18 protein-coding genes and 1 pseudogene are annotated in these 20,051 nt (G+C 68.5%); 14 read left to right on the forward strand and 5 right to left on the reverse strand.

Annotation, left to right across the window (positions count from 1 at the left end):
• Position 1 precedes the first annotated feature (1 nt).
• The 7 genes from EII34_RS08120 to EII34_RS08150 are packed head-to-tail and all read left to right on the forward strand — an operon-like array spanning position 2 to position 8,517.
• Positions 2-1,132 carry a glycosyltransferase family 4 protein gene (locus EII34_RS08120; RefSeq protein WP_124844660.1) on the forward strand — a complete coding sequence of 377 codons (1,131 nt, stop codon included), beginning with the start codon at positions 2-4 and terminating at the stop codon, positions 1,130-1,132.
• Positions 1,125-2,927, forward strand: a complete 1,803-nt coding sequence (locus EII34_RS08125) for an ABC transporter ATP-binding protein (RefSeq protein WP_221620239.1) — start codon at positions 1,125-1,127, stop codon at positions 2,925-2,927. Before EII34_RS08120 ends, EII34_RS08125 begins: the two co-directional genes overlap by 8 nt.
• Positions 2,924-4,045: a phosphotransferase gene (locus EII34_RS08130; RefSeq protein ID WP_124844661.1), complete on the forward strand. Its 1,122-nt coding sequence runs from the start codon at positions 2,924-2,926 to the stop codon at positions 4,043-4,045. Before EII34_RS08125 ends, EII34_RS08130 begins: the two co-directional genes overlap by 4 nt.
• Positions 4,042-5,055, forward strand: a complete 1,014-nt coding sequence (locus tag EII34_RS08135; protein WP_185711237.1) for a phosphotransferase — start codon at positions 4,042-4,044, stop codon at positions 5,053-5,055. Before EII34_RS08130 ends, EII34_RS08135 begins: the two co-directional genes overlap by 4 nt.
• On the forward strand, positions 5,052-6,362 hold the full coding sequence (locus EII34_RS08140; RefSeq protein WP_124844663.1) for a UDP-glucose dehydrogenase family protein: 1,311 nt from the start codon (positions 5,052-5,054) through the stop codon (positions 6,360-6,362). The genes EII34_RS08135 and EII34_RS08140 overlap by 4 nt, the downstream gene beginning before the upstream one ends.
• A gap of 35 nt (positions 6,363-6,397) precedes the next feature.
• The gene (locus EII34_RS08145; protein WP_124844664.1) at positions 6,398-7,858 is read left to right on the forward strand and encodes a sensor histidine kinase; all 1,461 of its coding nucleotides are present in this window, start codon (positions 6,398-6,400) and stop codon (positions 7,856-7,858) included.
• On the forward strand, positions 7,855-8,517 hold the full coding sequence (locus EII34_RS08150; RefSeq protein ID WP_124844665.1) for a response regulator transcription factor: 663 nt from the start codon (positions 7,855-7,857) through the stop codon (positions 8,515-8,517). The genes EII34_RS08145 and EII34_RS08150 overlap by 4 nt, the downstream gene beginning before the upstream one ends.
• Positions 8,518-8,523: 6 nt before the next feature.
• On the opposite strand, the gene EII34_RS08155 is transcribed toward EII34_RS08150, so the two are convergent.
• Together EII34_RS08155 and lexA are read right to left on the reverse strand one after the other, a co-directional pair.
• Entirely contained in the window at positions 8,524-8,943 is a 420-nt protein-coding gene (locus EII34_RS08155; RefSeq protein ID WP_124844666.1) for a hypothetical protein, read from the reverse strand.
• A 38-nt stretch (positions 8,944-8,981) separates the two neighbouring features.
• The gene (gene lexA / locus EII34_RS08160) at positions 8,982-9,779 is read right to left on the reverse strand and encodes a transcriptional repressor LexA (RefSeq protein ID WP_124844667.1); all 798 of its coding nucleotides are present in this window, start codon (positions 9,777-9,779) and stop codon (positions 8,982-8,984) included.
• 219 nt (positions 9,780-9,998) lie between these two features.
• Here lexA and EII34_RS08165 point away from each other — a divergent pair, with 219 nt between their 5' ends.
• From EII34_RS08165 to EII34_RS08190, 6 genes are all read left to right on the forward strand, one after another.
• The gene (locus EII34_RS08165; RefSeq protein ID WP_124844668.1) at positions 9,999-10,313 is read left to right on the forward strand and encodes a hypothetical protein; all 315 of its coding nucleotides are present in this window, start codon (positions 9,999-10,001) and stop codon (positions 10,311-10,313) included.
• Positions 10,314-10,519: 206 nt separating this feature from the next.
• Positions 10,520-11,065 carry a transcriptional regulator NrdR gene (gene nrdR, locus EII34_RS08170; RefSeq protein ID WP_124844669.1) on the forward strand — a complete coding sequence of 182 codons (546 nt, stop codon included), beginning with the start codon at positions 10,520-10,522 and terminating at the stop codon, positions 11,063-11,065.
• A gap of 42 nt (positions 11,066-11,107) precedes the next feature.
• Positions 11,108-13,960: a vitamin B12-dependent ribonucleotide reductase gene (locus EII34_RS08175; protein ID WP_124844670.1), complete on the forward strand. Its 2,853-nt coding sequence runs from the start codon at positions 11,108-11,110 to the stop codon at positions 13,958-13,960.
• Positions 13,915-14,457, forward strand: coding sequence for a hypothetical protein (locus EII34_RS08180; RefSeq protein WP_124844671.1), 543 nt, complete (start codon positions 13,915-13,917; stop codon positions 14,455-14,457). Before EII34_RS08175 ends, EII34_RS08180 begins: the two co-directional genes overlap by 46 nt.
• Before the next feature lie 66 nt (positions 14,458-14,523).
• Positions 14,524-15,879, forward strand: a complete 1,356-nt coding sequence (locus EII34_RS08185) for a threonine/serine exporter family protein (RefSeq protein ID WP_124844672.1) — start codon at positions 14,524-14,526, stop codon at positions 15,877-15,879.
• A 134-nt stretch (positions 15,880-16,013) separates the two neighbouring features.
• Positions 16,014-16,373, forward strand: a complete 360-nt coding sequence (locus EII34_RS08190) for an SHOCT domain-containing protein (protein ID WP_124844673.1) — start codon at positions 16,014-16,016, stop codon at positions 16,371-16,373.
• A gap of 13 nt (positions 16,374-16,386) precedes the next feature.
• On the opposite strand, the gene EII34_RS16695 is transcribed toward EII34_RS08190, so the two are convergent.
• Together EII34_RS16695 and aroD are read right to left on the reverse strand one after the other, a co-directional pair.
• Positions 16,387-16,917 (reverse strand): shikimate kinase, encoded by a 531-nt coding sequence (locus EII34_RS16695; RefSeq protein WP_311767286.1) that lies wholly within the window; start codon positions 16,915-16,917, stop codon positions 16,387-16,389.
• Between the two features lie 12 nt (positions 16,918-16,929).
• Positions 16,930-17,817 (reverse strand): annotated as a pseudogene (gene aroD, locus EII34_RS16700) (type I 3-dehydroquinate dehydratase); the annotation flags it as partial.
• Here aroD and ilvD point away from each other — a divergent pair.
• Positions 17,708-19,546: a dihydroxy-acid dehydratase gene (gene ilvD, locus EII34_RS08200; RefSeq protein WP_124844675.1), complete on the forward strand. Its 1,839-nt coding sequence runs from the start codon at positions 17,708-17,710 to the stop codon at positions 19,544-19,546. The pseudogene aroD and the gene ilvD sit on opposite strands and share 110 nt — an antisense overlap.
• Here ilvD and EII34_RS08205 read toward each other — a convergent pair.
• Complete coding sequence (locus EII34_RS08205; RefSeq protein ID WP_124844676.1) at positions 19,514-20,029, reverse strand: DedA family protein; 516 nt, start codon at positions 20,027-20,029, stop codon at positions 19,514-19,516. The genes ilvD and EII34_RS08205 overlap by 33 nt on opposite strands.
• Between the last annotated feature and the right edge of the window lie 22 nt (positions 20,030-20,051).

Here is a 20,051-nt window from a genome sequence, read left to right on the forward strand (position 1 = left end):
GATGCGTGTCGCATACGTGAGTGTCGATCCGGGTATCCCGGTCTTCGGGACGAAGGGGGCCTCGGTCCATGTGCAGGAGGTGATCCGTGAACTGCTGTCCCGAGGACACCAGGTGCGGGTCCACACCACGCGCAGGGGAGACCGGGTGCCGGCGGACCTGACCGGGCTCGAGGTCGTCGAGCTCCCGATGACCTCCCACGAACCCGCCGCCCGGGAGCAGGAGCAACGACAGGCCTCGGCGGAGATCGCCCGACGCGTCCTTGCCGATGGTGCGGATCTGGTCTACGAGCGGTACTCCCTGTTCAGCACGGTCATCGCCGAACTGGCCGGGAGCGCCGGCATCCCCGGGATCCTCGAGGTCAACGCCCCGTTGATCGAGGAGCAGGGCAACCACCGCAGCCTCGTCGACGAGGCCGCGGCCTCCCGCGCCCTCGTCGCCCAGGCGGAGGCCGCCAGCGCCGTGATCTGTGTCTCCGACCCGGTACGTGACTGGGTCCTGGAGCGGGTTCCCGCTGCCCGGGCCCACACCGTTCCCAACGGGGTCAGCCTGACCCGGATCCGTCCTCAGCTCGAGGCCCCCGGCGAGGTGGTGGTCACCTTCGTCGGCACCCTCAAGCCCTGGCACGGGGTCTCCGACCTGATCCAGGCCGCCTCCCTGGCCAAGCAGCCCTGGCGGGTGCGGATCATCGGCGACGGCCCCGAACGGGAGAACCTGATCACCCAGGCCGAGGCCCTCGGGGTGAAGGTCGACTTCCGTGGAGCCGTCGCGCCCAGCGAGATGCCCGAGCACCTGGCCGGATCGGCCATCGGTGTCGCCCCGTACCCCGACCTCGGCGGGGGCAACACCCAGTACTTCTCGCCGCTGAAGGTCTACGAGTACCTCGCGGCGGGGCTGCCCGTCGTCGCGTCCGCTGTCGGTCAGGTGCCGGAGATCATCGCGGACTGCGGGGTGCTGGTGCCACCCTCCGACCCTGCCGCGCTGGCCTCGGCCATCGATGATCTCGCCGCCGACCCGCTGCTGCGGGGGCAACTCGGCGGTCGTGCCCGTTGTGCCGCCGAGCAACGCCACAGCTGGGAGGCCGCGGTCACCCGGATCCTCCGGCTCGCGGGCGTGGAGGCGATGCATGGCTGAGGGCAGGCGCTCGGCGATGCGCCGAACTCTCAGTCTCGTCGGTCCTGACGTGGCACCTCACCGGTGGCTCATCGTCGGGGGCACGTTCTCGTTGCTGCTGGACGTCGTGTTCCGGGTGCTCGAGCCCTGGCCCATGAAGATCGTCATCGACGCTGTGACGAACTCACTCGGGGCCGAGGTCTCGGGACGCCCTGCCAGCATCGGCCTGCTGGTGACCTGTGGGGTGGCGTTGGTTCTCATCGTCGCGTTGCGGGCCGCCAGCAACTACCTGGCAACCCTGTGCTTCGCGCTGATCGGTGCCCGTGCCGCGACCAGCCTCCGGGCCAGGGTGTTCCGGCACGTCCAGGGACTGTCGCTGCAGTTCCACGCCCGCAACCGCAGCGCCGACACCGTGCAGCGGTTGGTCAGCGACGTGGCCCGCATGCAGGAGGTCGCCACGACGGCCGGGCTGCCCCTGCTGGCCAACGTCGCGACCCTGCTCGTGATGATCGTCGTCATGGTCATCCTGGATCCGCTCCTGGCCCTGGTGGTCGTGCTGGCGATCCTCGGCTTCGCTCTCACCTCCAGACGTACCTCCGGGAAGATCACCTCGGCTGCGCGACGTACCCGCAAGGGGGAGGGCCAGCTGGCCAACACCGCACAGGAGAGTCTGGCCGCGATGCCCGTGGTCCAGGCCTACGGCCTCGAGCGCACGGTGGAGGGACACTTCACCGGGGCCAATCTGGTCTCCCTCAAGCAGGGGGTCCAGTCCCGACGCTTCGCCGCCCGCCTGGAGCGGGGCACCGATGTGATCGTCGGTCTCGCCACCGCCGTCGTGCTGATCGGTGGTGCCTTCCGGGTGCTCAGCGGCGACATCACCCCCGGCGACCTGGTGCTGTTCATCAGTTACCTGCGCACCGCCATGAAGCCCCTGCGGGACATGGCGAAGTACACGGGACGGATCGCCCGCGCCAGTGCCTCCGGGGAACGGGTGGCTGATCTGCTGGAGCAGGTCCCCGACATCACCAGCCCCGCCGATCCGGTGCCGCTCGGTCACGTGCGTGGTGCCATCGACTTCCAGCAGGTCCGGGCCTCCTACGACGGTCACCAGGTGTTGCACGGCATCGATCTGTCGGTCGCCCCGGGGGAGCGGGTCGCCATCATCGGTCCGTCCGGTTCCGGCAAGTCGACCCTGGTCTCGTTGCTGGTGCGGGCCATGGATCCCACCTCCGGCTCGGTCCGACTCGACGGGAAACCCCTCACCCGACTCGACCTCGCCGAACTCAGGGGCAACATCTCCCTGCTGCACCAGGAAGCCGTGCTGTTCACCGGCACCATCCGTTCCAACATCCGGTTGGGCCGGGCATCGGCCAGTGACGAGGAGGTCGAGGCCGCCGCGGTGGCCGCCAACGCGCACGACTTCATCATGGCCCTGCCCGATGGGTACGACACGGTGGTGGGGGAGCGCGGCGGTACCCTCTCCGGCGGGCAACGTCAGCGCATCGCCATCGCACGGGCGTTGCTGCGCGGCTCCAGGGTCGTGGTCCTCGACGAGGCCACCACCGGACTCGACCCGGAGGGTGCGGCGCTGGTGCTCGATGCGATCGACCGGCTCGCCGCAGGCCGTACCACCCTGGCCGTCACCCATGACGCCCAGGTGGTGCTCCGCGCCTCCCGTGTGGTGTGGATCGAGAACGGACACATCCGCATGGACGCCTCCCCGCAGGAACTGCTCGCCACCAACCCGGTCTTCAGGTCCTGGATCGAGGCGAGTGGCCGGGATGCCGATTCGATCACCGTCGGGGAGCCGGAATGAACCACGAACTGGTCTCACTGCTCACCCGGGTGCTGGACCCCGACTGGTTGGGTGAGCACACCGGTGCACCGGTGCGCGCGGCGCGGCTGAGGGTGAAACCGCGCACCTCGATCAGTGTCTCGCTGGTCTCCGGGGACGACGGCGTGGGCGTCGGCTGGATGCGGGTGCTGTGGCCCATCAACCATGTCAAGGCCGATCTGGCCCTGCGGGATGCCGAGAGACACGGCTACCACGTGGACGTGAGGCACGTCACGCAACGGCTCGTCACCGTCACCGGCCCCACCGAGGGGGATCCGAAGCTGCGACGCAACCTCCGTCGTGCCCTCTCGGGAGGGCTGCTCAGCGCCTGGCCACCCGCAGAGCTGCTGCGGTACAACCCGATGCGCCGCCTCGTGGTGCGCGACGGTGACCGGGTGGTCAGGATCGCCGCGAAGGCCGCCCCGGGTGAGGAGGAGATCCTGGATCTCGTCTCCGGGATCGTCCCGTGCCCTGAACGTCTCGACGACCGCAGCCTGCCCGGGTGCAGTGCCGTCCGTTTCACCGGTGACGGTGATCTCGCGGCCCTGCCCAGCAGCGCCGGGGCCGAACAAACCGGAAGGCTCATCGCACGGCTGCACGACGCTGTCGTCGCTCCCGGTGAGCTCCATGACCACTTGGGCTCACGCGGCCTCGACCCGGTGCGGCAGGGTCTCTGCCACGCCGACCTGCTGGATCATCTCGCCCCCACGCTGGCAGCCAGGGTCCGCAGGACGCTCGCCCAGCTGCCCCCCTGGCCCACCACCGGTGGGGTGTTGTCCCATGGTGATCTCTCCCCGGACCAGGTGCTGGTGGTCCGGGACGGGACGAGGGTGTGGCTCACCGACTTCGACCGGGCACAGTTGGCCCCGGTCGCGGCGGATCTCGGTTCCTTCCTGTCCGAGGCCACCCCCGAGATCGGAGCCGCCTTCCGCGCCGGATACGAAGCAGCCGGTGGGACGCCGCTGGATGAGGAGGACATCGCCCACGGCATCGCATGGTCCTGGACCCTGCGGTTGATGGACCCGCTGCGCCATGCCGACCCGAACTGGCAGGAGCGGGTGGAGCAGCAGCTGGACCGGATCGACGAGGTGCTGTCATGACGCTGCTCACCACGTTGCTGGAACGTCCCGACGTGACCCGGGTGTGGCCCGGGAAACGCGGTTCACTCACCTTCGAGTGGGTTGACGACCGCGGTCTGGTCCGGGCAGGGAGGTTGGCCGCCGACGGTGGGATGGATCTTCTCGACCACGCCGTCGACCCGGCCCTCCCAGGACTCTCGGACAGGACCCCGGGACCTGTCGTGGTCCACCGTTACGGCCGCCGGGCGGTGGCGGTCGGGGATGATCGGGTGGTCAAGTACACCCGGGGGGGACACGCGGCAGCCATCGTGGCCAACTCCACAGGCTTTGCCACGCTGTGCCGACACGCCGGGTTGCGCACACCGCAGGTGCTGCACCACGACGACGCCAGCATCGAGTTCGACAGGTGCCCCGGCACGAGTCTCCATGATCTGGGTGATGCCGGCATCGAGGGGTGGCGCCACTTCGTCGCGGCCTGGCCGGAGCTCGTGGCCACCTCGGTTCCCCTGCCCAGCCATCGGGGCATCGACGAGGCCACCACCCTGCAGCGCTGGTACGAGCACGCCACCCGGCACGGAGCCGTTCCGGAATCGGCCCGGCTCGCCGACCGGGTCACCGCCCTGTGCGACGCCTTGGCGGCCGGCGACGGCCCAGCGGTGCCCATCCACCGGGACCTGCACGACAAGCAACTGCTCTGGGACGGCAGCGAACTGACGCTGCTGGACCTGGACCTCGGGTCGAGCGGGGAGATCGCCCTCGACCTCGGGAACCTCTGGGCCCATGCCGAGGTGCGACGACGGCAGTCGGTGCTGTCGACGACCGGCCTGACCGTGCTGAGCGACCTGCTCGGGCAGGCCGTCGAACAGCTCAGCGCCGACCCGGATCGAGTGGCACTCCACCGCAGCGCGTCACGGCTGCGCATCGCCTTCGTCCACGCCTTCCGGCCTGCGGACCGAGGTTGGCTCACCGGTTGGGTGGAGGAATGCCTCGCCCAACCCCTTCATGCCCCATTGGAAAGGACACTGTCATGAGAATCTCAGTCATCGGATGCGGCTACCTGGGTGCCGTCCACGCCGCCTGCATGGCACGTCTCGGTCACGACGTCCTGGGGGTGGACGTCGACCGGAACAGGATCGCGGCCCTGAAGGAACACCGTCCCCCGTTCTACGAGCCGGGCTTCGAGGAACTGCTCGCGGAGGTGGCCGACTCCGGGAGGCTGCGGTTCACCTCGGAGCCGCAGATCATCGACCTGGGGGCGGTCGACGTCCACTTCATCGCCGTCGGCACCCCGCAGGGACCGACCGGTGCGGCGGATCTCAGCTATGTCGAATCCGCCATCGAGTCGATCCTGCCCGCGCTGCGGCTGAACCCGGGGGCGCTCGTGGTGGGCAAGTCGACGGTGCCGGTCGGGACCGCGTCCAGGCTGGCCGACAAGGTCGAGGCCGCCGGGGGGCGGCTGGTGTGGAACCCGGAGTTCCTCCGCGAGGGGTTCGCCATCGAGGACACCCTGCGGCCCGACCGGATCGTCTACGGGGTCAGCCCCGACCCGCACCATGCCGGGGAGGGGCAGCGGGTCCTCGACGAGGTGTACCTCGATCTCCTGGTCGCGGGGATTCCGCGCCTGGTGACCGACTACGCCACCGCCGAGCTGGTGAAGGTGGCGGCGAACTCGTTCCTCGCCACGAAGATCAGCTTCATCAACGCGATGGCCGAGGTCTGCGAGGCCGCCGGGGGGGATGTGACCGCGCTGGCGGAGGCCATCGGGTACGACGTGCGGATCGGCAAGCAGTTCCTCAAGGCCGGGGTGGGCTTCGGCGGGGGGTGCCTGCCGAAGGACATCCGGGCCTTCGTGGCCCGTTCGGAGGAGCTCGGCGTCAGCGGGCTGGCCTTCCTCAAGGAGGTCGACCGCATCAACCAGGCCCGCCGCGACCGGGTGGTGGAGCTGGCGACGGCGACACTGGGGGAGGACCTGGCAGGGGCCCGGATCGCCGTGCTCGGGGCGTCGTTCAAGCCGCGCAGCGACGACATCCGGGACTCGCCCGCCCTCGAGGTGGCCGCCAGGCTGCAACGGGCCGGGGCGAGTGTGACGATCACGGATCCGAAGGCCCTGCCAGCGGTGCGGTCCCGGTGGCCTGAGCTCAACGCGGTCGACTCCATCGACGAGGCCCTGCGCGATGCCGACCTGGTGCTGGTGCTCACCGAGTGGGACGAGTACCGGGAGCTCGACCCGACCGCTCTGGAGCAGGTGCGTCGTCGCATCGTCATCGATGGCAGGAACTGCCTCGAACCGGCGGTGTGGCGGGCGGCCGGCTGGGACTACACCGGGCTTGGGCGCTGAACGCACGGACCTCCCGACACGGGACAATGGGTCTCATGAAACGGCTCCTGAGATTCGTGATCGGACCGATCTCGGTTCGCATCATGCTGGCGGTGATCCTCGTCTCCGGAGTGGCGCTGGCGATGTCGGGAACCATCGTGTGGCTCTTCCAGGAGCGTCACCTGGAGGAGATCGCCACGCAGAGTCTGCAGCGGGTCCGGGCGCGTCTGGAACAGGAGATCAAGCAGCCCGATCCCAACACCGGGGAACCCTACGCCTCGATCTCCGCGGTCCTGCACACCCACATGCAGCACAGTGTCCGCAGTCCTGACGCGGGTGAGGTGGGATTTCTGGGAACAGCGGTCGCCTACGTGACGCAGGCCGGGACCCAGATCCGCCCGGAACGTGACAAGGATCTGATCATGCAGATCCGGCAGGACCTGCGTGGCACCGACAGCGTGATCCGCACGATCGAGACCCCCGTCACCCGGTACCGCGTCCTGGTGGTGCCGATCAGCCTGGGCGAGGAGACCGGAGGTCTCGCCCAGGCGATCGACATGCAGAAGGCCAGCGCCGAGCTGCGGGACACGATGCGGCAGTACACCGTCGTCGCCGTGGCGACGGTGCTGCTGCTGATCGTGCCCACCTGGCTGGTCATGGGGCGTCTGCTCAGGCCCATCGGGGAACTGCGACGTGCCACCGACGCCATCGACGAGAACGACCTGACCACGCGGGTCTCGATCCGGGGCCGGGACGACCTCTCGGCACTGGCCCGTGCCGTCAACCGCATGTTGGACCGGGTGCAGGCGGCGGTGGAGGCGCAGCGGAACCTGCTCGATGACGTGAGCCATGAGCTGCGCACCCCGATCACCATCGTCAGGGGACACCTGGAACTGATGGACGCCTCCGACCCGGAGGACGTCAACGCCACGCGGAAGGTGTCCATCGACGAGTTGGACCGGATGGGTGCCCTGGTCTCCGACCTGCTCCTGCTGGCCAAGGCCGAGCAGGCGGATTTCGTGGTCCCGGTCCCGACGGAGCTGGCCGAACTGACGCTGCAGGTGTTGACGAAGGCGCGCGCCCTGGGCAATCGCGACTGGCGGCTGGAGGGTCTCGCCGAGGGCACGGCGGTGCTGGACCCCGGGCGGATCACCCAGGCGTGGCTGCAGCTGGCCTCCAATGCGGTCAAGTACTCGGCCGAGGGAACGTGCATCGGGATCGGCAGCACGGTGGTGGGGTCCGACGTGCTGCTCCACATCCAGGACCAGGGCATCGGGATGAGCGCGGAGGAGATGGCGACGGTGAGCACCCGTTCCTTCCGAACGGGATCAGCTGCGCTGCTCGCCAGCGGACACGGCCTCGGACTGAGTATCGTGAAGAGCATCGCCGAGGCCCATGGGGGACGGCTCGAGATCCAGTCGGAGGAGGGGCGTGGTTCCCTCTTCACGTTGCGTGTCCCGAGGACCGGGCCGGAGGGCGGTGAGGGCACTCTCGCACAGGAAGGGCATGGATCATGAGCAGCATCCTCATCATCGAGGACGAGCCCAGGATCGCAGGTTTCATCGCCAAGGGCCTCAAGGCCGCCGGGTACACCTCGGAGACCACCGGGCAGGGCAGGACGGGGATCGAGCTGGCCTCGCAGGGAGATTTCGCGTTGGTGATCCTCGACGTGGGACTGCCTGACATGAGCGGTTTCGACGTGCTGGAGGAGATCCGGGGGCGCGGTGTCGAGATTCCTGTGATCGTGTTGACCGCACGCTCCTCCGTGGCGGACCGGGTCACCGGACTCGAGGGCGGGGCCGATGACTACATGGCCAAGCCCTTCGCCTTCGAGGAGCTCCTGGCCCGGGTGCGACTTCGGCTGCGTCCCTCGGGGGAGCGTTCGCAGCAGGCGACGGAGATCAGCCACCGAGGGCTGACCCTGGACTATCACAGCCGACGCGCCAGGGTGGATGGGGTCTGGGTGGACCTGTCGGCCCGGGAGTTCACCATGGTGGAGGTCTTCCTGCGCAACCCCGGACAGGTGCTCAGCAGGGAACAGCTGCTGAGCCTGGTCTGGGGCCTCGACTTCGACCCGGGCACGAACGTGGTGGGGGTCTACGTCTCCTACCTCAGGAACAAGCTGGGCAAGGAACGTTTCGAGACCGTTCGGGGCATGGGTTACCGCTTGGTCTGACGGGCCTCAGCCGTCATCCCCGTCGTCGTCCCCGTCATCCCGGTCGTCCCTGTCGTCATCCCGGTCGTCGTCGCTGTCACCGGGCCTCACCGGTGGGGCGGGTTTGACGGCGGTCACGGTGGTCTTCCGGGTGGTGGGTTTCGCGGCCGATGTCGGCTGGGCTGGTGGGGGAGCCACCGCGGTGCTGGGGTCGGGGGTGACGGTGACGGGTTCCGTGGTGGCCGCGGGGGTGGGGGCCTCGAGCGTGGGTTCCCGGGTGGTCTCGGTCGAGGCCGATGGGCTCGGCTGGAGGCTGATGACCAGGCCGGGTTCCTTGAGATCGGTGTCGGGGGCGTTGAGATGGGGCAGCAGGACGGCCACCACCACGCCGCCGAGTGCGGCGATGGTGATCAGGGTGGCGATCAGTCGGCCACGGGTCAGTTCCATGGTGCAGCTCCGTTCGCTCTCGTCGCGCGAGGTCTTCCTCAGATCCGCCGCATGACGGCGACAACCTTTCCCATGATGGTGGCACAGGAACCGTCGATGGGCGAGTAGTCCTTGTTGTGGGGCAGCAGCCAGACCGCACCGTCCTTGCGCTGGAGCGTCTTGACGGTCGCCTCGTCGTCCAGCAGGGCCGCGACGATGTCGCCGTTGTTGGCGTCCTGCTGCTGGCGCACCACCACCCAGTCGCCGTTGCAGATGGCGGCATCGATCATCGAGTCGCCCTTGACCTCCAGGAGGAACATCGTTCCTTCACCGACCAGTTGCTTCGGCAGGGCGAGCACATCCTCCACCTGCTCCTCGGCCAGGAGGGGGCCACCGGCGGCGATGCGTCCGACCAGGGGAACGGTGACACTGTTCGGCACCGTGTCGAAGCTCTGCTCGGGGGGCAGCTGGACGCCGGCGGGCTCGCGCTCACCCGTCTCGGGGAGGGTCACCACCATCGCCCGAGGGCGGTTCGGGTCCCGACGGATGAACCCGGCACGTTCCAGCGTCTTGAGCTGGTAGGCGACCGAGGAGGTAGAGGCCAGCCCGGCGCGTTCGGCCAGTTCCCGCATGCTCGGCGGGTAGCCCTCGTTCGCGACGGCGTCACGGATCAGTTTCAGCAGCAGACGCTGACGGGGGGTGAGGCCTGCGGCGTCCGTCTGCCCGTCCGGGAGATCCGCGATGCGTGCCACCTCGGCCGCGGCGCGCGCCTTGCTCGGACGTCCGGCCCGGTTCCTGGTCGGCGACGCCGGATCGGCCGTCGCGAACTGCCCCTGGTCCTCAGTGTTGTCTGCCATGTCCCCAGTATAGCGCCAATCCGAACACTCGTTCGACCTCGGGGGCGTGGTGGGTGGGGTGGCGGAAAATGTCGGACCCGACCTGTTGACTCGTGTGCATCGGTCGGGACGACACGTGATTCGAAAGACAGTTTGAAACAGCTGATCGATTCATGTACCGTTCTCGAACGCCCGTTCGATGAGTCGCGGATGGCGGCCATCAGTCACGAGGAGGAAGTCATGAGTGCAGTCAGCTGTGAGCCGGTCGTCACGAGGGATGCGGTCCGGCGCGCCGTGTGTCCCCGGCGCAGGGCGCGTCGTACGCTCGCCCTGCGCCGCGGTCCGGTCGCCGCCGGGTGTGGTCGGTCGACGACGGCGACCGCCGTGCGGTCGCCCGGTGCCTGGCTCGTGGAACTGCAGGCCGTCGTGTTCGTCGTCCTGGTCCTGCTCGGACTCCTGTTCGCCGTGCCGAAACTGGTGGCGATGACACAGCCGGACCCGTCGCTCGACCCCGTCGCGGGCGATCCGGCCTGGGCCCATGTGACCGAGAGATGAGGCGGGTGGTGGGTGTCGTGCGAGTTCTGCGCGACACGCCCGCGGTGTTTGACGATGGATGCCGACAGCCCTACAGTTCCCATATCTAGTAGTTGCACCCCTGTGTTTTGTCAACAAGTTGTGTGAACGCTGTTGGAGGGGGCTGACGGGGTGCGACTGTCCAACGTCATCACCCGATGGTTCGGGTGCCAAGGGGAGGGTCCGTCATGCACTGTCCGTTCTGCCGCCATGAGGACACGAAGGTGTCCGACTCGCGGGTGACGGACGACGGTCTCGCCATCCGGCGGCGTCGCAACTGCCCCGTCTGTGGGAGGAAGTTCACCACCATCGAGCAGATCCAGCTCTCGGTGGTGAAGCGCTCCGGGGTGGTCGAGGCCTTCAGCCGGGACAAGATCATCAAGGGTGTCGGCAAGGCCTGCCAGGGTCGTCCCGTCACCCAGGCCCAACTCGCGGCCCTGGGACAGCGGGTCGAGGAGAGCCTGCGTTCCGCGGGGAACGCGGAGATCCCGGCGGAGGACATCGGCGTGGCCATTCTCGGGCCACTCGCCGAGCTGGATCCGGTGGCGTACCTGAGGTTCGCCTCCGTCTACAAGAACTACGACTCGGTGGACGATTTCACCGCCGAGATCGAGTCGATGAAGCAACGAGCCCTCGAGCATCAGGTCGAGACCGACGAGCCCCCAGTCAGGCGTCGTCGATCCCGACGCGTGAAGTCAGAACCGTCGGACTCCCAGCAGCCGCTCATCGGCTGAGCGCCGTCCGCATCCAGATTCACAGCATCCAGTGAGGAAACCATGACCGCTACCGTGACCAAGAACAGCAGCCGCCGCAGGAACGCCGGTACCCAGCCGGCCCTTGCCGGAGGGCTCACCGTCTCGCGGGTGTTCTCCACCGAGGGAGTCCATCCCTATGACGAGGTCACCTGGGAGAGGCGCGACGTCGTCCAGACCAACTGGCGGACCGGGGAGGTGGTCTTCGAACAGCGCGGGGTGGAGTTCCCCGACTTCTGGAGCGTCAACGCCTCCACCATCGTCACGAGCAAGTACTTCCGCGGGGCGCTCGGCACCCCGCAGCGGGAGGCCAGCCTGAGAACCCTCATCGACCGTGTCGTCGGCAGGTACGTCAAGGCCGGTCGGGAACACGGCTACTTCGCCACCGATGCGGATGCCGAGGTCTTCGAGGCGGAGCTGACCTGGATGCTGCTCCACCAGTACTTCTCCTTCAACTCCCCGGTGTGGTTCAACGTCGGGACCAGCTCCCCGCAGCAGGTCTCCGCCTGCTTCATCCTCAGCGTCGATGACTCCATGGACTCCATCCTCAACTGGTACAAGGAGGAGGGTTTCATCTTCAAGGGAGGGTCGGGGGCCGGGCTCAACCTCTCCCGGATCCGCTCCTCGAAGGAGCTGTTGACCTCCGGTGGCACCGCGTCCGGACCCGTCTCCTTCATGCGCGGTGCGGACGCCTCCGCAGGCACCATCAAGTCCGGTGGCGCCACCCGTCGCGCCGCGAAGATGGTGGTGCTCGACGTCGACCATCCCGACATCGAGGAGTTCATCGAGACCAAGGCCAGGGAGGAGGACAAGATCCGCACCCTGCGCGACGCCGGGTTCGACATGGACCTGGGGGGCAAGGACATCACCTCCGTCCAGTACCAGAACGCCAACAACTCGGTTCGGGTCAGCGACGAGTTCATGACGGCCGTGGAGCGTGGCGGCTCCTTCGGGCTGCGGGCCCGCACCACGGGTGAGGTGATCGAGAGCGTCGACGCCAAGGAACTGTTCCACAAGGTCGCCAAGGCCGCGTGGGAGTGCGCTGATCCCGGTATCCAGTACGACGACACCATCAACGCATGGCACACCAACCCGATGACCGGACCGATCAACGCGTCGAACCCGTGCTCGGAGTACATGAGCCTCGACAACAGCTCCTGCAACCTGGCGAGCCTCAACCTGCTGAAGTTCCTGCGTGACGACGACGTCTTCGACGCCGAGCGCTTCGTGCGTGCGGTGGAGCTCATCATCACCGCGATGGACATCTCCATCAACTTCGCGGACTTCCCGACCCCCTCCATCGGTGAGACCACCCGGAACTACCGTCAGCTCGGCATCGGCTACGCCAACCTGGGTGCACTGCTCATGGCGATGGGCAAGGGCTACGACACCGATGGGGGACGCTCCACCGCTGCCGCCATCACCTCGATCATGACGGCCGCCTCGTACCGTCGCTCCGCCGAGCTGGCCGGAATCGTCGGTCCCTACAACGGTTACGCCGCCAATGCCGAGGCCCACAAGAAGGTGATGCGCAAGCACCGTGCGGCCAACGACGAGGCCCTCATCCTGCCCGCCGACAAGGAGCTGCACGACGTGGCGAGTCGGGAGTGGGCCGAGGTCGTCGCGCTGGGGGAGGTCAACGGCTACCGCAACGCCCAGGCCTCCGTGCTGGCCCCGACCGGCACCATCGGTTTCATGATGGACTGCGACACCACCGGGATCGAGCCCGACTTCTCACTGGTGAAGTTCAAGAAGCTCGTCGGTGGCGGTTCCATGCAGATCGTCAACCAGACCATCCCGCGGGCCCTGAAGAAGCTCGGCTACACCCCTGAGCAGATCGACGCCATCGTGGAGCACATCTCCTCCCACGGACACGTCGTGGGTGCCCCGGACCTGGCCGAGGAGCACTACGAGGTCTTCGACACCGCGATGGGGCAGCGGGCCATCGCCCCGATGGGGCACGTGCGGATGATGGCGGCCGTGCAGCCGTTCCTCTCCGGGGCCATCTCGAAGACCGTCAACCTGCCCGAGACCGCGACGGTGGAGGACATCGCCGATGTCTACATGCAGGGCTGGAAGCTCGGCCTGAAGGCGTTGGCCGTGTACCGCGACAACTGCAAGGTGGGGCAGCCCCTCTCGGATGCCAAGAAGACCGAGGAGAAGAAGGACGACCCGGCAGCCCAGACCAAGGTGGTGGAGAAGATCGTCTACCGGCCGAAGCGGGAGCGACTGCCCAAGTCCCGGATGGGGCGCACCACCAGCTTCTCCGTGAGCGGTGCCGAGGGGTACATGACCTCGGGTGCCTACGAGGACGGGCGTCTGGGTGAGGTGTTCCTCAAGCTCGGCAAGCAGGGCTCCACCCTGGCCGGTGTGATGGACGCCTTCTCCATCGCCGTGTCCATCGGGCTGCAGTACGGCGTGCCGCTGGAGAGCTTCGTCCAGAAGTTCACCAACCTGAAGTTCGAGCCCGCGGGTATGACCGACGACCCGGACGTGCGGATCGCGCAGTCCTTCATGGACTACATCTTCCGTCGCCTGGCGCTGGACTACCTGAGCTTCGACGAGCGTGCCGAGCTCGGCATCTACACCGCCGCCGAGCGGGCCCGCTACGTGGAGACCGGGTCCTACCTCTCCGAGGAGGACGAGGCGAACCTGCCGGAGCCCGAGAGCCTTCGCAACGACGCCTACGACTCCTTCGACGTCGACGGTGCCCGCCAGCCCTCCCTCATCGACGCCCACACCACGGCCGAGCTGATGGAGTCGCTGACCGGCCGCGAGGTGGATGCCCCGCTGTGCATGACGTGCGGCACCAAGATGCGGCCCAGCGGGTCGTGCTACGTCTGCGAGGGCTGCGGTTCCACCAGCGGCTGCAGCTGATGCGGCTTCGCGCCGTCGAGGAGATCATCGGTGGCCGTGGCCCGGGAGTGATTCCCCGGGCCACGGCCACCGAGTTCGTCGACCTCCTGGGCGAGGAGGTGGCCGCCGCGCTGATCCACCTGCACGGCACCGAGTCCAGCGGGGACATCGCATGGTGCCTGACGGTGGATCTCGCTGTTCTCAGCCTCGCCGAGGAGCTGGGGGAGGACGCGCCCTACCGGGTCATCGCCGAGAGTGGTGCCGGGGATTCCTGGGCGATCCACACCGGTGACCTCACGGTCGTCTTTCTCGACCACGACCGCTGGGGAGATGAGTCCGACATCGTGATGCACACCGGGCTGGAGGTCCTGGACTTCATCCGGGCCGCCGACGCCTGGGCACAGGCGGAGGTCCACTTCGGAGGTGAGGAGGAGGATCGGGCGATGGCCGAGTTCGCGGCCCTGCTCCAGTCGCTTCCCGGCGCAACCGGGAAGTGGCCCTACCTGTGGGATGGATGACCCGGGCCGGACCCGGTCCCCGCGCAATCACGTCGGTTCGAGACCCGGGTGCGTAGACTCACACGGGTGACGCAACCTGACCCGGAGTGCTACGGCGACCAGGAGTTCGAGGACTCCCTGGAGCCGATGCATCTGATCCGCAGGGCCGAGGCGGTGGCCCGGGCCGGCGGTCTCATGCTGGGTGCCGGCACCAGTGCGTTGCGGGTGAGGGAACTCATGCGACGGTGCGCCTCGGCGCTGGGGCTGACCGGGATGGAGGCCTCCATCGGGTTCACCGAACTCACCATGACGGTGGAACGCCGTGGGGTGTTCCGCACCATGGTCACCCAGGTGCGTCGGCTGGGGGTGGACGCCCACCGCATCGCGTCGTTGCGGGAACTGTCCAATGCGATGCCGCAGCGGATCACCGCCACCGAGCTGCATGCCCGGTTGGACGCCATCGAGCAGCAACCGAAGCTGTACCCCGCGTGGCTGCGGGGGATACTGGTGGCGCTGGCCTGCGCCGCCATCGCGCTGCTGGCCGGGGGTGGGCTGCGGGAGGCGGTGACCGTGCTGCCGGCATCCGGACTGGCCTATCTCATGTTCCGGCGGCTGGGACGGTGGCAGCTCAACCACCTGGCGGTCGTGGTGTCCTCGGCGTTGACGGCCTCGGCGGCCTACCTGCTGGTGGCCTCGGCACTCACCCACCTGCTGGGGGAGCCGACCCCCGGGCTGGCCGCAGGCTTCGTCTGTGCCTCGATCTTCCTCATCCCCGGTTTCCCGCTGGTCACGGCGGGGATGGACCTCACGCGACTCGACCTGACGGCCGGGGTGCCGCGCACCGCCTATGCCGCGATGATCCTGATCTCGATCACCATCGGGGTGTGGGTGGTGGCCCGGCTGGGAGGCATCACGGCCTTCCCGGTCCCGGTGCCGACGCTGGAGCCACTCTGGGTGTGGGGGATGCGCGTGGTGGCGAGTTTCGTCGCGGTCTTCGGCTGGGCCATCATGCTCAACTCCCCGCTGCGGGCGGCAGCGGTGTCGGCGCTGATCGGGGTGGGTGGCAACGCCATCCGGCTCGCGATGGCCGATGCCGGGGTGCCGGATCACGTCGCGGTGTTCACCGGGTGCGTGGTGATGGGGCTGGCCTGTGCCTTGCTCGGGTGGGTCTTCCAGGTGGAGAAGATCATCATGACGGTGCCGACCCTGCTGGTGATGGCCCCCGGTTCCTCGGCGTTGCGGACCCTGCTGTACTTCGATGCGGGGGAGCTCGGGAACGCCGTCGCCCAGGGGATCGCGACGGTGCTCGGGGTGGTCGCGATGGTGGCCGGGTTGGCGGCAGCGCGGATGCTCACCGACCCGGAATGGATCTTCACCCGCGACGACCCGCCGCAGCTGCGCATCCCCTTGACGGGTCGAGGTCCACGACACCGGGGCGGGTGATGCCGCGAACGTTGAGCCGGTACTGTTCTTCTGTGAGGAACAGGCGCAGGGTACCGGGTCGATTGAGAGCGGAATTCTCCTTCAGGCGTGTGGTCCGGTGGTCCTTGGGGGCGTTCCTCACCACGGTCGGGGCCATGAGTCTGCTCTCGAATGTGGTGGGCTTCATCCTGACGGGATCATTCCAGACCCTGGGGTTGGAGCTCGCCATCGGGTGCGTCGTGATCGGCCCGTATCTTTTGTTCAAGAGCGACAGGAAACCCGTGAGCACCCCACAGCGCAACTGGGCTCCACCAGCGGTGCCGCCTGCCGCCCCCGTGGCTCCGCCCCCACCTACCCCCAGGTACGAGCCGCACGAATCCGTGCTCCGGGTCATCGTCGAGGAATCGAATGAACCGCAGGACGTCCGAATCCGCAAGCTCAACAATCTGCGCTACGAACGGCTCATCACCGATGAGGAGTTCCAGGCGGCGAAGGCCAGGATCCTGGGGATCTGAGAGGAGGCCGTCCTCAGCGGTCGGTGAGGTGGGCGACGACGGCATCCACGACCTGCTGGCTCGAGGATCGGTTCGTGTCGACGGTGATCGTGGCGAGCCCGGCGTAGGTGGGGCCGCGTTCTGCCAGCAATCGTTCCAGTCGGGCCCGGGGGTCCTCCCCGGCCAGCAGCGGGCGCCCGTGGCCGCTGCCGATCCGCGAGGTGGCGGTCCCGGGATCGACCTGCAGCCAGACCACCTGATGTCCGGTCAGAGCGGCCGCGATGGCGGGGGTCATGGGGGCGCCCCCACCCAGACTCAACACCCCGGGGGCGGCCAGCAGCTCCAGGGTGAGGTCGCGTTCCAGCTCCCGGAAGTGCGCCTCCCCGTCGGTGGCGAAGATCTCGGTGATGCTGCGTCCCTGCTGCTGTTCCAGGAGCTGGTCCACGTCCCGGTGTGGTACCCCGAGACGCTCCGCCAGCCGCGGCCCCACCGTCGACTTGCCCGATCCCGGCAGCCCGATCAACGCGATGGCCGGTGCGGGCAGGTGCGCATCGATCAGGTCCATCACGGGCCGGAGCTCGCCGACCGGGATCTGGCCGGGGGCGGAGGCCGCACCCACGGTGGCGAAGGTGGCGCAGGACCCGCTCAGCTGCGGGGCCAACCGGGTGATGAGTCCGAGACCCCCCATCGCCATCGTCAGCACCGGGAACCCGGGGTACCGGGTGACCATCGTCCGGGTGGCGACCATCACCTCCAGCACATCGGCAGGACTGTGGGGCATCACCGCGGCCTTGGCGACGGCGCAGCCCCGCTGCCGGATCCCGGCGAGGATCTCCACCAGCTCGTCGGCGGGCGGGGTCGTGGTGAAGTCGTGGACGCTGCCGATCACCGGCACCCCGGCCGTCCGGGCGGCGGCGATCACCGCATCACCTGCGGCAGGCTCGACGCGGTGTTCCACGTCCACGGCATCCACCAGGCCGGAGGCGACCACGGCCAGGTTGAGCTCGCGGTACTGCTCAGGGGTGATCTCCTGCTGCCCCCCCTCGGCCCGGGTGCGGAAGGTGAACAGCAGGGGACGCTCGCCGAGGGCCTCGCGCAGCCGGGCCGCGCCCTTGAGGACGGCGGCGACCGAGCAGTCGGCCAGGAGATCCGCGCGCCACTCCACGATGTCGGCCGCCACCGGCGTGAGATCGGCGACCGTCGTCAGCAGGCCGTCGAGGTCGGTGCCGACCAGGGGGACGATCACCTTGGGTCTGCCCTGCCCGAGGGCCACGCCCCGCAACTGAACTGATGACATGGGGCTCAGGGTAGCGGCTGCGTCTACACTTGGCGGGTCCGTCGCATGAAGGAGAGACATGCCCGCGCTGCGTTCCCGCACGTCAACCCATGGTCGCAACATGGCCGGTGCCCGAGCCCTGTGGCGTGCCACAGGCATCACCGACGCCGATTTCGGCAAGCCGATCATCGCGGTGGCCAACTCCTTCACCCAGTTCGTTCCCGGCCACGTGCACCTGCGCGACATGGGCAGGCTGGTCAGTGAGGCCATCAAGGAGGCCGGGGCGACGGGGCGCGAGTTCAACACCATCGCCGTCGACGACGGCATCGCGATGGGGCACGGCGGGATGCTGTACTCCCTGCCCAGTCGTGAACTCATCGCCGACTCCGTGGAGTACATGGTCAACGCCCACTGCGCCGACGCCCTGGTGTGCATCTCCAACTGTGACAAGATCACCCCGGGCATGCTGCTGGCCGCATTGCGGCTCAACATCCCCACGGTCTTCGTCTCCGGTGGCCCGATGGAGTCCGGCAAGGCGATCATCCGCGACGGTGAGGCCACCACCTCGCTGGACCTGGTCAACGCGATGACCGCCGCCGTCGACCCGAACGTCACCGATGACGAGTTGGGCCGGATCGAGCAGAGCGCCTGCCCCACCTGTGGTTCCTGCTCCGGGATGTTCACCGCCAACTCCATGAACTGCCTGCTGGAGGCCATCGGGCTGGCCCTGCCCGGCAACGGGTCGACCCTGGCCACCGCCGCCGCCCGTCGTGACCTCTTCCTCGAGGCGGGACGGCTGGTGGTGGAGCTGTGCCGCCGTCACTACGACGAGGACGACGACTCGGTGCTGCCGCTGTCGATCGCCACGAAGGAGGCGTTCAGCAATGCGATGCGGCTGGACGTGGCGATGGGCGGCTCCACCAACACCGTGCTCCACCTGCTGGCCGCCGCGCAGGAGGCCGGGGTCGACTTCGACCAGGACGACATCGATGCGATCTCCCGCGTCACCCCGTGCCTGGCGAAGGTGGCCCCCAACTCGGAGCGCTACTACATGGAGGACGTCCACCGGGCCGGAGGCATCCCCGCCATCCTGGGGGAGCTCCACCGCGGCGGGAAACTCGACGACAGGGTGCACAGCATCCACTCCGACTCGCTCCAGCAGTGGCTCGCCGACTGGGACATCCGCGGCGGCCGGGCGAGTGGGAAGGCCATCGAGCTGTTCCACGCCGCCCCGGGTGGGGTGCGCACCACCGAGGCGTTCAGCTCCACCAACCGCTGGGAGTCCCTCGACCTCGACGCCGAGTCCGGGTGCATCCGCTCCGTCGCCCACCCGTACACCGCGGACGGCGGGTTGGCGGTGCTGCGGGGCAACCTCGCGCCCGACGGGGCCATCGTCAAGACCGCCGGGGTGCCGGAGCACCAGTGGGAGTTCACCGGTACCGCCTTCGTCACCGAGTCCCAGGAGGAGGCCGTCGAGTCCATCCTCGGTGGTCTGGTGAAGGAGGGTGACGTCGTCATCGTGCGGTACGAGGGTCCCAAGGGCGGTCCGGGGATGCAGGAGATGCTCTACCCGACCAGCTACCTCAAGGGACTGGGACTCGGGCCGAGGTGTGCACTGATCACCGACGGCCGGTTCTCGGGAGGATCGTCGGGGCTGAGCATCGGGCACGTCTCCCCGGAGGCGGCCTCGGGCGGGCCGATCGCCCTGGTGCGCACCGGGGACCGGATCTCCATCTCCATCCCTGAGCGGAGCATCACCGTCCAGGTGAGCGACGAGGAGTTGGCGTCCCGCAGGGCCGAACTGGAGGCCGGGCACGGATATCGCCCGGCGACCCGGGACCGTCAGGTCTCCACGGCCCTCCGGATCTACGGTTCCCTGGCCCAGTCAGCCGACAAGGGAGCGGCCAGGCGCTTCTGAGGGGGCACTTCCCGCCCTGCGGCGGTTGACCCGGATCAGGGTCAGCCAGAGTCCGAGCGACCCGAGGAGGGCCGTCGCGACGACCACGGTGAGAACGGGATTGAGCTCCCAGGCCCGGATCAGCAGTTCCCAGGAGATGAACCCGACGGTGCCGTAGATCAGCGCCCAGATCACGCACCCGACGGTCACGGCGGGCAGGTAGCGCCGCAGTGGCATCCGGGTGACCCCGGCGGCCAGGTTGGTCATCGTCTGCACCCCGACGAAGAGGAAACTGACGCTGATCGCCGGTGGGCCCCAGCGGTTGATGAGTGCGGAGGCACGCCGGTAGGCCCGGGTCTCCAGGGCTCGACGCCACCGGGTGTTGCCCGTGCCGGCGATGATGCCGCGCCCGATCCAGTAGGTTCCGTTGGCCCGAAGCATCACGATGACGAAGAATCCGAGCAGCACCACCCACAGGGGCGCCTGCCAGTCAGCGGGATTCATGGGGGCCTTTCACTCGGGAACC

Source organism: Arachnia propionica (assembly GCF_003859805.1).
Lineage (GTDB): Bacteria > Actinomycetota > Actinomycetes > Propionibacteriales > Propionibacteriaceae > Arachnia > Arachnia propionica_C.